This window comes from Herbaspirillum sp. NPDC087042 (assembly GCF_044745245.1).
In the GTDB taxonomy this organism is placed as follows: Bacteria; Pseudomonadota; Gammaproteobacteria; order Burkholderiales; family Burkholderiaceae_D; genus Herbaspirillum.
The window spans coordinates 143,925-156,259 of sequence record NZ_JBIUZW010000015.1 but is presented as its reverse complement, the minus strand read 5'-3'; the positions used below and the strand labels follow the sequence as shown (position 1 = coordinate 156,259).

At 63.6% G+C, this 12,335-nt stretch carries 8 protein-coding genes and 2 tRNA genes; 3 read left to right on the top strand and 7 right to left on the bottom strand.

Annotated features, from left to right (window positions below; all coding sequences use genetic code 11):
- Positions 1-39 precede the first annotated feature (39 nt).
- On the bottom strand, positions 40-1,389 hold the full coding sequence (locus tag ACIPHN_RS19950) for an MFS transporter (protein WP_400439101.1): 1,350 nt from the start codon (positions 1,387-1,389) through the stop codon (positions 40-42).
- Between the two features lie 304 nt (positions 1,390-1,693).
- Here ACIPHN_RS19950 and ACIPHN_RS19945 point away from each other — a divergent pair, with 304 nt between their 5' ends.
- Complete coding sequence (locus ACIPHN_RS19945; RefSeq protein ID WP_400439098.1) at positions 1,694-2,761, top strand: permease; 1,068 nt, start codon at positions 1,694-1,696, stop codon at positions 2,759-2,761.
- On the opposite strand, the gene mnmH is transcribed toward ACIPHN_RS19945, so the two are convergent.
- The 5 genes from mnmH to ACIPHN_RS19920 form a co-directional block, all read right to left on the bottom strand.
- Positions 2,762-3,853 (bottom strand): tRNA 2-selenouridine(34) synthase MnmH, encoded by a 1,092-nt coding sequence (mnmH, locus tag ACIPHN_RS19940; protein ID WP_400439095.1) that lies wholly within the window; start codon positions 3,851-3,853, stop codon positions 2,762-2,764. It abuts the gene before it with no gap.
- A complete protein-coding gene (gene selD, locus ACIPHN_RS19935; protein WP_400439092.1) occupies positions 3,853-4,887 on the bottom strand; it encodes a selenide, water dikinase SelD in 1,035 nt (344 codons plus the stop codon). The genes mnmH and selD overlap by 1 nt, the downstream gene beginning before the upstream one ends.
- Positions 4,888-5,115: 228 nt before the next feature.
- Positions 5,116-5,191: transfer RNA gene (locus ACIPHN_RS19930), tRNA-Asn, on the bottom strand.
- 179 nt (positions 5,192-5,370) lie between these two features.
- A tRNA-Asn gene (locus tag ACIPHN_RS19925) sits at positions 5,371-5,446 on the bottom strand.
- Between the two features lie 115 nt (positions 5,447-5,561).
- On the bottom strand, positions 5,562-6,779 hold the full coding sequence (locus ACIPHN_RS19920) for an aromatic amino acid transaminase (RefSeq protein ID WP_400439089.1): 1,218 nt from the start codon (positions 6,777-6,779) through the stop codon (positions 5,562-5,564).
- A 338-nt stretch (positions 6,780-7,117) separates the two neighbouring features.
- Between ACIPHN_RS19920 and uvrB the strand changes: the two genes are divergently transcribed.
- Together uvrB and ACIPHN_RS19910 are read left to right on the top strand one after the other, a co-directional pair.
- A complete protein-coding gene (gene uvrB, locus ACIPHN_RS19915; RefSeq protein WP_400439087.1) occupies positions 7,118-9,199 on the top strand; it encodes an excinuclease ABC subunit UvrB in 2,082 nt (693 codons plus the stop codon).
- 72 nt (positions 9,200-9,271) lie between these two features.
- Positions 9,272-10,072, top strand: a complete 801-nt coding sequence (locus tag ACIPHN_RS19910) for a uracil-DNA glycosylase (RefSeq protein ID WP_400439084.1) — start codon at positions 9,272-9,274, stop codon at positions 10,070-10,072.
- On the opposite strand, the gene ACIPHN_RS19905 is transcribed toward ACIPHN_RS19910, so the two are convergent.
- Entirely contained in the window at positions 10,069-12,087 is a 2,019-nt protein-coding gene (locus ACIPHN_RS19905) for a methyl-accepting chemotaxis protein (RefSeq protein ID WP_400439081.1), read from the bottom strand. The two genes, ACIPHN_RS19910 and ACIPHN_RS19905, sit on opposite strands and share 4 nt — an antisense overlap.
- Positions 12,088-12,335: the final 248 nt, after the last annotated feature.

The following is a 12,335-nucleotide window of genomic DNA, read 5'->3' as shown; positions in this document are numbered from 1 at the left end:
TGGCGGCCCGCTTGCAGGCACTGGCCGCCGGTGTGCGGATCAGGCGTCCTTCAGTTCGACGCGCTTGATTTCCTTGACGATCACAAGATAGCTGATCACGGTGACCAGTGCATTGACTCCCACGAACACCAGGGCGCCCGAGAAGGAGCCGGTTTCCTTGAGGATGTAGCCGATCACAATGGGCGTGGTGATGCCGGCGACGTTGCCGAACATGTTGAACAGGGCACCGGACAAGCCCACGATCTGCTTGGGTGCGGTATCGGCCACCACGGCCCAGCCCAGTGCGCCCACGCCCTTGCCGAAGAAGGCCAGCGCCATGATGGCCACCACCATCCACTGGGCCTCGACGTAGTTGCACAGCATCATGGTCATCGATAGTAGCATGCCACCCACGATGGGGATCTTGCGCGACCAGGTGACCGACAGGCCGCTCTTGATCAGGCGGTCCGAGATCATGCCCCCTACCACGCCGCCGATGAAGCCGCACACCGCCGGGATCGAGGCCACGAAGCCGGCCTTGAGAATGGACATGCCACGCTCCTGCACCAGATACACCGGGAACCAGGTCAGGAAGAAATAGGTGATTACGTTGATGCAGTACTGGCCGATATACACACCCAGCAGCATGCGGTTGCTCAGCAGTTGCTTGATGTAGCCCTTGCCCTTGTTGGAGGGCGCCGGCGCGGCCACCTTCTTGTTGTCCATGTCGACCAGGCCGCCACCGGACTCGATGTGCTCCAGCTCGGCGGCATTGATCAGCGGGTGATCCTTGGGGCTATAGATGATCTTGCCCCAGATCATGGCCAGCAGGATGCCGACCACGCCCATGACGGTGAAGACATGGTGCCAGCTGAAGGCGTGGACGATCCAGGCCATCAGCGGCGTGAACAGCACGGCCGCGAAATACTGCGCCGAGTTGAAGATGGCCGAGGCGGTACCGCGCTCCTTGGTCGGGAACCAGGCGGCCACGATACGGCCGTTGGCCGGGAAGGACGGGGCCTCTGCCAGGCCGACCATGAAACGCAGCACGAACAGCGAAACCACCGCTGCCGCCGTACTCATCCAGGTCACACCGGCTTGCAGGATGGTGAAGAAAGACCACAGGCCGATGCTCCACATGTAGATCTTCTTGGAGCCGAAGCGATCCAGCAGCCAGCCGCCCGGCAATTGCGCCAGCACATAGGCCCAGCTGAAGGCCGAGAAGATGTAGCCCATGGTCACCGGGTCCAGCGACAACTCGGTCTTCATGGCCGAACCGGCAATGGACAGCGTGGCGCGATCGGCATAGTTGACCGTGGTCACCACGAACAGCAGGAACAGGATCAGGTATCGGACGTGGCTGGGCTTGACTGCGCCAGCGACCGCTCCGGCAGACTTGCTTTGGGACAATTTTCTCTCCAGATCTCGACTCGTCTTCCGGCGCCTGCCCGGCAAGGGCGGACATCTTGTGACGTATTGTTATGGGTATCGGTTGAATTGTTATAAGACGTCATACAACAGCAAGCGCAGTATAACAGGACGCGAAGCGGACGCAAGTGCCGAATGCGGCAGTGCTGGCTGGCGATATGGCGCAGGAAAACCAGGCCGTCCGTTGTGGAAGTTGTACGACATGTCTCGCGCAGCTGGCCGTAGCCCTGACGCCGCGCCGCGCCACAGGTATCATGCGCGCATTCTTCATTTTGCCGGACTTTCCATGAATTCCTCCCCCTCCCTGCCGTCGGCCCCGCGCGGCGCCTCCGCCTGGGTCAAGCCGTTGTTGTTCGTACTGGTGGCGGCCATCGGCCTCTATTATGTGAAGTGGTCGCCCTACTATCTGAAATCCTTCGTGGCCGCCGACAAGCACAGCATCGGCGGCTCCATCCTTGCCAATGCGCCGACCGCCCCCTGGTCGGCCGCGCTGGAATATGCCGGGGTCTACTTCCTGGCCATCTGGAAGGCTGCCGTACTGGGCGTGCTGCTGGGTTCGCTGGTACAGGTGCTGGTGCCGCGCGACTGGCTGCTGCGCGTGTTCGGCCAGGCTGGCCTGGGCTCGACACTGCGCGGCGGCCTGTTCGCCCTGCCCGGCATGATGTGCAGTTGCTGCGCCGCGCCGGTGGTGGCCGGCATGCGCCGCCAGCAGGTGTCGGTCGGCGCCGCGCTGGCCTTCTGGATCGCCAACCCGGTGCTCAATCCGGCCACGCTGGTGTTCATGGGCTTCGTGCTGGGCTGGGATTTCGCCGCGCTGCGCCTGGTGGCGGGGTTATTGCTCGTAGTGGGTGTATCGCTCATTGCACAGCGCGTGGCGCAAGCCGATGCGCTGCCGCAGGCGACCGTGGATGCGGTGGCCGCCGCCGGCGACCTGCCGTCCGAGGATGACCGCCCCTTCCTGCTGCGCTGGGGCGCAAAGCTCTGGCAACTGTTCTGGAGCACCATGCCGATCTACATCGTCGTGGTGCTGGCGCTGGGTGCGGCACGGGTATGGCTGTTCCCGCAGGTGGATGCCTCCATGGGCAACAGCCTGGGATCGATCGTGGCGCTGGCCGTGGTCGGCACGCTATTCGTGATCCCGACCGCGGCCGAAATCCCCATCGTGCAATCGATGCTGTCGCTGGGCATGGGCGTAGGTCCGGCCGTGGCGCTGCTGATGACCCTGCCCAGCATCAGCCTGCCATCGCTGCTGATGCTGCGGCAATCCTTCACGCCCAGGGTATTGATGACCGTCACCCTGCTGACCATGGTGATCGGCGCGGCCAGCGGGCTGGCGGCCGTAGCCCTGCTCTGACTAGGGCCGGTACTGGCGCAGGAAGCCGACCACCTCGGCCTGGCTGCCTGCGAACAGCAGGCGGGAGCGCTTGGCCTCCCGCTGGAAGGCATAGATGGGGTCGTAGTATTCGGCCAGCAAGGCCTCGATCCAGGCGCGGTGCAGGTCGACCACGCCATCCTTCTCCTGGCGCACCAGCGCCGTTTCCATCAGTTGTAGCAGACGCCGGTAGCGCTGGTCGCCCAGGCGCTTGAGCAATTTGCCCAGCGCGGCCAGCAGATGGGCGCGATAGCGCTCGAAGCCATGGTGCGGATCGAGCACCATATATTCCTGACACAAGCCGCTGACGTAATCGCGCAAGATGCGCTCGACCCGCCCCTCCCGGCTGTCTTCCAGCCAGACCATGGGCAGGCTCTGCATGTGCTGGTGCAGGGCCAGCGGCAAGGCACAGGCGCCGATGAGGCGGCTCTCGTCTTCCAGCGCAAACCAGTGATGACCTTGGTCCTGCAACTTGATGAGAGCAATCGCCAGCCTGTGCTCGAAATCGATGGGCGAGGGCTGCGGGCTGGCGCGCTTGCCGAAGCTGGAACCACGATGGTTGGCATAGGCTTCCAAATCCAGCGCATTGTCCAGTTGTAGCAGCACGTCCGTCTTGCCGCAGCCGGTCATTCCGCCCACCACCACAAAGGAAAAACGGTCCAGGGCGTCCTCGATGGCCTCCATCAGGAAATGGCGCATGGCCTTGTAACCGCCGGCCACGCGCGGATAGGCGATACCGGCCTCGCTTTTAAGCCACTGCTGAGTGATCTGTGAGCGCAGGCCGCCGCGGAAGCAGTAGAGGCAACCCTCCGGATGTTCCTGTGCAAACCTGGCCCAAGCCGCGATGCGCGCCTCCTTGACCGCCCCGCTGACCAGTTGGTGGCCCAGCTCGATGGCGCACTGCTGGCCTTGCTCCTTGTAGCGCAGGCCGACTTCACGGCGCTCGCTGTCATTCATCAGCGGCAGGTTCACTGCGGTCGGGAAAGCGCCCTTGCCGAACTCCACCGGCGCCCGCGCATCCAGCATGGGCGTATCGGCGATGAACAGCGCGCGGCTGGGCGGGATATCCAGCATCAGAGCACCTCGACCGCGTAGCGCTGTCGTTCCACCAGTTCGCCAATGGGGGCCAGCTCCAGCCCGAGCGCGGCCGCCGTGGCGAGGAATTCGGGATTGGCCTCAGGCCGTACCGCCACCAGCAGGCCGCCACTGGTTTGCGGATCGCACAGCAGGTGCTTCTGGCTCTCGCTCAGAGGGCTGATCTTGCTGCCGTAACTCTCGAAATTGCGCTGCGTGCCACCCGGCACGCAGCCCTCGCCCAGGTAATACGCCACACCCGGCAGGCCGGGCACCCGCGCATACTCGATACGGGCCGTGACGCCGCTGCCATCGCACATCTCAACCAGATGCCCCAGCAGGCCGAAGCCGGTCACATCGGTCATGGCGGTCACCCCGGCCAGCTTGCCGAAGCGGCTGCCGGGCTGGTTCAGCTTGCACATCCAGTCACGGGCCGCGCCCACGTCCTGGGTGCGCAGCTTGCCCTTCTTCTCGGCGGTGGTGAGGATGCCGATGCCCAGTGGCTTGGTGAGATAGAGCAGGCAACCGGCCGTGGCGGTGTCATTGCGCTTCATGTTGCGCTTGTCGACCACGCCGGTCACGGCCAGGCCGAAGATGGGCTCAGGCGCGTCGATGGAGTGGCCTCCAGCCAGCGGGATACCAGCCGCATCACAGGCAGCGCGGCCGCCGCGCACCACTTCTCGCGCCACTTCCGGCGCCAGCACATTGACCGGCCAGCCGAGGATGGCGATGGCCATCAGCGGGTCGCCGCCCATGGCGTAGATGTCGCTGATGGCATTGGTGGCGGCGATGCGGCCGAAGTCGAAGGGATCGTCGACGATGGGCATGAAGAAATCGGTGGTCGAGACCACGCCGCGCTCGTCGTCGATGGCATAGACGGCGGCGTCGTCGCGGGAGGCATTGCCCACCCACAGCTTGGGGTCCAGATGCTGGGCGCCGCTGCCGGCGAGGATCACCTCCAGCACCTGGGGCGAGATCTTGCAGCCGCAACCGGCACCATGGCTGTACTGGGTCAGACGAATGGGTTCGCTCATGGGAATGTCCTGGCTGTTCGAAGGGGATGCCGATTCTAGCAGCGTTTGGGGGACTCAATGCACGGCAGCTCAAGCACCGCTGGGCGGTGGGGATGATGCGCCAGAAATTGGCTCAATCGCGCTAGTGTCCAGCGCAATCCGCGTAGCACCAGACAGACTTTGCCCCATGCCAGTGCGGCGCCAAAAAACAAAAAAGCCCCGCAAGAAACTTGCGAGGCTTTCGAATTTTGGCTCCCCGACCTGGACTCGAACCAGGGACCTGCGGATTAACAGTCCGTCGCTCTACCGACTGAGCTATCAGGGATCAATTGAGGGCGCGATTATAAACGATTTTTTCAGAATTACCAGAGTGGCAAAAAGAAATTTTTTACATCGTTCTGCATCGTGGCGGCATAGCCCTGCCGCCCTTGCGTGAGACCAAATACAGCAGCCTCACACTAATTGAAAAGGCCCCGCAATTGCTTGCGAGGCCTTCGCATTCTTTGGCTCCCCGACCTGGACTCGAACCAGGGACCTGCGGATTAACAGTCCGTCGCTCTACCGACTGAGCTATCAGGGAACAGCTGAGAAAAAGATTATGACGCGATTTTTACTTCATGTCAAAACTTTTTTCGCGGAAACCGCATTTTCTCATAGGGAAAACCGGTTTCCGCTGCCTGACATTCAGACGGGAATTACAGCACCTTGGCGATGGCATCCACCACCACGTCGATGTTCTTGCTGTTCAGTGCGGCCACGCAGATACGACCGGTGTCGACGGCGTAGATCGAGAACTCGTTGCGCAGGCGATCCACCTGGGCCTTGGTCAGGCCGGAGTAGGAGAACATGCCGCGTTGCGTGTTGACGAAGTCGAAGTTGTGGCCGGGGGCCTTTTCCTTCAGCTTGACCACCAGCAGCTGACGCATTTCACGGATGCGCACGCGCATCTCGGACAGTTCGTCTTCCCACAGCTTGCGCAGTTCAGGCGATGCCAGGGCGGTCGCGACCACCTGGCCACCGTGGATCGGCGGGTTGGAGTAGTTGGTACGGACCACGCGCTTGAGTTGCGACAGCACGCGGGCAGCTTCTTCGGCGCTGGCGGCAGCGATCGACAGTGCGCCGACGCGCTCGCCATACAGCGAGAAGGACTTGGAGAACGAGTTCGACACGAACAGCGGGCCGCCGGCTTCAGCGAAGCGACGCACCACCTTGCCGTCTTCCTCGATGCCGTCGCCAAAGCCCTGGTAGGCCATGTCCAGGAACGGCACCAGGCCGCGCGCGGTCACCACTTCGATGACTTGCGTCCATTGGTCGGCGGTCAGGTCGGCGCCGGTCGGGTTGTGGCAGCAGGCGTGCAGCAGCACGACCGAGCCAGCCTTCATGGTCTTCAGGGCATCCAGCATGCCGGTGAAGTTCACGCCGCGGGTGGACGGGTCATAGTAGGGATAGGCGTTGACCTTGAAGCCGGCCATCTCGAACAGGGCGCGGTGGTTTTCCCAGCTCGGATCGCTGATCCAGACTTCGGTGCCGGCCGGCGAGAAGTGCTTCAGGAAGTCGGCGCCCAGCTTCAGGGCACCCGTGCCGCCCAGGGCTTGCACGGTGATCGCACGCTTTTCAGTCACCACGGCGCTGCCGGCGCCGAAGACCAGCTCCTGCACGGCGCGGTCATAGGTGGCCAGGCCGTCGATGGGCAGGTAGGTACGCGGGGCCAGCTTGGCCGCCAGCTCGGCCTCGGCCTTCTTCACGCACTCCAGCAGGGGCACCTTGCCGTTGTCGTCGTAGTACACGCCCACGCCCAGGTTGGTCTTGGCCGGGTTCTGGTCGGCGTTGTAGGCTTCGGTGACGCCCAGGATGGGGTCGCGCGGCGCCATTTCGATGGCGGAAAACAGGGAGGCAGAGACAGGTGCGTTCATCGTGATAACATGAAAAGTTAGCTGCAACAAAGCGCTGCAGAAAGGGAAGGATGCACATCGGAAAGGCAGGACATGCACCGATTTGCAACACTGCATTCTAACAAATGTGGCCGCCCAATCACAGATACAGGCAGGTGTAAAAGCCAGCTGAATCTGCATGAATCCATGCACAAAAGACATATCCGGCGGCAATTTGCGCCCCAGACCAGGCTTGAAGCTGGACATGTCGGCAGCATTTGATGAACATTCGCGCCCTTGCATTGCCTGCCTGCAACACCCACCCGGCGGCGGCATCTGCACTGCAATGGCCCACTCCACCCGTACAGGTGACTCCCACCATGGCTGAACTGACTACCATTGCGCACGAACTTGACGAGAGCAAGTTCATCACCTTCCCGGATTCGCCGTTCCGGCTCTACCAGGTCTTCCCGCCGGCCGGCGACCAGCCGGCCGCCATCGACAAGCTGGTCGAGGGCGTCCATGACGGCCTGTTCTACCAGACGCTCCTGGGGGTGACCGGCTCGGGCAAGACCTACACCATGGCCAACACGATCGCCCGGCTGGGCCGCCCGGCCATCGTGTTCGCCCCCAACAAGACGCTGGCCGCGCAGCTCTACAGCGAGTTCCGCGAGTTCTTCCCGCACAATGCGGTGGAATACTTCGTCAGCTACTACGACTATTACCAGCCGGAAGCCTACGTGCCCCAGCGCGACCTGTTCATCGAGAAGGATTCCTCGATCAACGAGCATATCGAGCAGATGCGCCTGTCCTGCACCAAGTCGCTGATGGAAAGGCGCGACGTGGTCATCGTAGCCACCGTCTCGGCCATCTACGGTATCGGTAACCCCAGCGAATACCACCAGATGATCCTGACCCTGCGGGCCAAGGACAAGGTCTCGCAACGCGACGTCATCGCCCGCCTGATCCAGATGCAGTACAGCCGCAACGAGACCGACTTCGGCCGTGGCACCTTCCGCGTGCGCGGCGACACCATCGACGTGTTCCCGGCCGAGCACGCCGAACTGGCGGTGCGTATCGAGACCTTCGACGACGAGATCGACAGCCTGCAGCTGTTCGACCCGCTCACCGGCCGGGTGCGCCAGAAGATCCCGCGCTTCACCATCTATCCCGGCTCGCACTATGTGACGCCGCGCTCCACGGTCCTGCGCGCCATCGAGACCATCAAGGAAGAGCTGCGCGACCGCCTCGAATTCTTCCGCAAGGAAAACAAGCTCATCGAGGAACAGCGCCTGGAACAGCGCACCCGCTTCGACCTGGAGATGATGACCGAGATCGGTTTCACCAAGGGCATCGAGAACTACTCGCGCCACCTCTCCGGTGGCAAGCCGGGCGACCCGCCGCCCACGCTGGTGGATTACCTGCCGCCGGATGCGCTGATGTTCCTGGACGAGTCGCACGTGCTGATCGGCCAGTTGAACGGCATGTACAACGGCGACCGCGCGCGCAAAGTGAACCTGGTGGACTACGGTTTCCGCCTGCCCTCGGCGCTGGACAACCGGCCCCTGAAGTTCGATGAATTCGAGAAGAAGATGCGCCAGACCATCTTCGTCTCGGCCACCCCGGCCGACTACGAAAAGACCCATGCCGACCAGGTGGTGGAACAGGTGGTGCGCCCCACCGGCCTGGTCGACCCCATCATCGCGGTGCGCCCGGCCACCACCCAGGTGGACGACCTGATGCAGGAGATCAACGACCGCATCGCCCGCGACGAGCGCGTGCTGGTGACCACGCTGACCAAGCGCATGGCCGAGCAGCTGACCGAGTTCCTCTCCGACAATGGCATCAAGGTGCGCTACCTGCACAGCGACATCGACACGGTGGAACGCGTGGAAATCATCCGCGACCTGCGCCTGGGCACCTTCGACGTAGTGGTGGGCATCAACCTGCTGCGCGAGGGCCTGGATATTCCCGAGGTGTCGCTGGTGGCGATCCTGGATGCGGACAAGGAAGGCTTCCTGCGTTCCGAGCGCAGCCTGATCCAGACCATCGGCCGCGCCGCCCGTAACCTCAACGGCATGGCCATCCTGTATGGCGACGTGGTGACCGACTCCATGCACAAGGCCATCAGCGAGACCGAGCGCCGCCGCGCCAAGCAGATGGCCTTCAACGAGGCCAACGGCATCGTCCCCACCGGGATCAAGAAGGAGATCCGCGAACTCATCGACGGCGTCTTCAACCCGGCCCAGGCACGCAGCGAACTGATGGTCGCGCAGGAGCAGAAGAACTACGAATCCATGAGCGAGAAGCAGATCAGCAAGGAGATCAAGCGCCTGGAGAAACAGATGCAGGAACACGCCAAGAACCTGGAGTTCGAGAAAGCCGCCGCGGCACGCGACCAGCTGCATGTGCTCAAGCAGCAGCTCTTCGGCGCACCGGGCAGCGACACGGCGGCGGCGTAATCACCGCCGGCCCGGGAGGGGGCGGTATACAATGCCGCCACTTTATCGATATGGCGGCACGCCCCCTCTTCCATGACCACCCCTTCCGTTTCCCTCCCGGCTGAGCTGCTGGGCCTGATCCAGACCGCCCACCCTTCCTGGCACGCCGCCCTGCGCGCGGGCCTGGAAGCGATCGCCCAGGCCGATCCGGCCTATCTGGATATACTGGCCAAGGACGACTACCTGCCCACCGAGGGACGCCTGTTCGCCGCCTTCACCCAACCCATGGACCAGGTGCGCTACGTGCTGGTGGGCGAAGGCCCCTACCCGCGCGCGGCCAGCGCCACCGGGGTGTGCTTCATGGATGGCGCGGTGGGTTCGCTGTGGTCCGAGAAGGGCTTGTCCAAGCAGGTCAATCGCGCCACATCGCTGCGCAACTTCATGAAGATGCTGCTGGTCGCCGATGGCGCGCTACAGGCCGGCAACACCAGCGGCGACGCACTGGCCGGGATCTCCGCGCAGGCGCAGGCCGATGCAGGCGGCACGATCCAGACGCTCGCCGACCTGCAGGACAACCTGACGGCCCAGGGCTTCCTGCTGCTCAACGCCAGCCTGGTGTTCCGCGCCCATGTGGCGCCGGTGAAGGATGCGCGGGCCTGGAAACCCTTCTTCGAAACCGTCTTGCGCACCCTGGCCGCCCATGGCCAGGCGCAGGGCGCAACGCTGCCCACGCTCGTCCTGTGGGGCAAGATCGCCGAGCAGTTGCATAGCCTGCCGCTGGTGGAGCAATTCCCCCGCGCCGTGGCCGAGCATCCCTACAATCTCAGTTTCATCGAGCACAGCGGGATGCAGGCGCTGTTCGGCGCCATGCATCTGCTGAAGAAGCGCGCCTAGAACTCTTCCCAATCGTCGGCGCCGCTCTTGGCGGGCGGTGCCTTGGGCGTGGCGGCATGCTTGGGCTGCTCAGCAGGCGCGGCTTGCAGGGCCGGCTTGGCAGCAGGCTTGGCCTTCAAGGCGGCCGGTTTGGGTGTCACGTTGACCGGGCCACTACGTGGTGGTGGCGGTGGCGGCGGTGCCGATGCCGCAGCAGCGCGCGGCGGCGTCGTCGGCCGCGCACCACCGCTTTCATCGAGCTTGAAGCCAGCCACCACGGCCGCCAGTTGCTCTGCCTGCTCCTGCAGGGACTTGGCCGCCGCTGCCGCCTCTTCCACCAGCGCCGCATTCTGCTGCGTGGCTTCATCCATGAGGGTGACCGCATTGCCCACTTCGGCAATGCCGGCACTCTGCTCCTGGCTGGCCGAACTGATCTCGCCGACGATGTCGGTGACACGCCGCACGCTGGACACCACCTCGGTCATGGTCGAACCGGCCTGCGCCACCAGCTGGCTACCGGTTTCCACCTTCTGCACCGAATCATCGATCAAGCCCTTGATCTCCTTGGCTGCCGTGGCCGAACGCTGCGCCAGCGAACGTACCTCCGACGCCACCACCGCAAACCCGCGCCCCTGCTCGCCGGCACGCGCGGCTTCCACGGCAGCGTTCAGGGCCAGGATATTGGTCTGGAAGGCGATGCCGTCGATGACGCTGATGATATCGACCACCTTGCGCGAGGACTCGTTGATGGAGTTCATCGTCTCCACCACCTGCCCCACCACCTGGCCGCCATGGACGGCCACATCCGAGGCCGATACCGCCAGCTGATTGGCCTGGCGGGCATTGTCGGCGTTTTGCTTGACGGTGGAGGTCAACTCTTCCATGGCCGAGGCGGTTTCTTCCAGGGAGCCGGCCTGCTGCTCGGTACGGGCCGAGAGGTCCATGTTGCCGCTGGCGATCTCGCTGGAGGACACCTTCACCGATTCGCTGGCGCGACGGATGTCCAGCAGCGTGCGTGAGATCTTGTCGGCGAAGTGATTGAAGGCGCGCGAGATCTGCGAGAGTTCATCCTTGCCGCTGGTATCGAGGCGCCGAGTCAGGTCGCCATCCCCCGAGGCAATCTCTTCCATGGCATTGCGCACCACACCCAGGCGGCGCAGCAGGCGGGTGATGGTGAAGGTCAGCAGGATGGCGGCGGCCACGATGGCCAGCACCGCCAACACGGCAGAGAGCGTCATCAGGGCGCGGATGGCGTGGGTCGCTTCACGATAGTTCAGCGCCACCACCAGCGACCAGTCGGTGTTCTCGATGGGCTGGGTAAAGAGCAGGTAGCGGATGCCGCCAATGGTGGCGTCGCCGCCCTGCTTCATGCCGGCCAGCGATTGTGCGCTGAGGGTCTGGTCCAGCGTGGAGACTGGCTTCAAGGCCAGTTCCTTGTTGGGATGGGTGATGATGACGCCGTCCTTGCCGACGATGAAGGCAAAGCTGGCCGGGGTGGGCTTGATGCCGGCCACGGTGCGCACCACGTTGTCCAGCTGCACGTCCGAGCCCAGGACCGCCTGCAGGCTGTCCTTGCCCCCCACCGGTTCGGCGAAGGTCACCACCAGCTTGCCGGTGGAGGCATCCACATAGGGCGCGGTCAGCACCGGCTTGCCGGCGTCCACCGCCTGCTTGTACCAGGGACGCCCGGTCGGATCGTAGCCCGGCGGCATCGGGTGCAGCGCCAGCATGCGCTTGTCGGGATAGCCGATGTAGGCATCGTCGAAGGCGCCGGCTTCCTGGGCCGCGGCGACGATGGGCAGCACGTCGCTCTGCTTCAGGGCCTGCTTCATGGCACCGGTGATGATGCGCTTGCTGCGCACCCAGTCGGTGATATTGGCGGCGTAGCTTTCGGTGAGTTGTTGCGTCTCGCCGGAAATGGCTTCCAGCGTGTCACTGCGCACCGTATAGATATTGGCGGCACTGAGGACGATCATGGCGAAAGCCACGATGAGGACGCAGATGACGATCAGTCGTGCGCGTAGCGAAGACAGCATGGTGTATCCCCCCATTTTTGGTCGATGCGAAACTGTAAGAACAGCAACACAAGCCTTTCCCTGAAATCAATATATCAGGGCTTTCGAACGACATGCTGCCAATTTTGATCGACTTTCAGGACGCGGGAATACGGGGTGTGAGGATCGTGCGAGGATTGCCCGGTCGTGCTGCGTTGCGCCGTAAACGACAAATCCCCGCGGAGGCGGGGATGGGGGCACTGCTGGCAAGGCACCGGATCATCTCGATC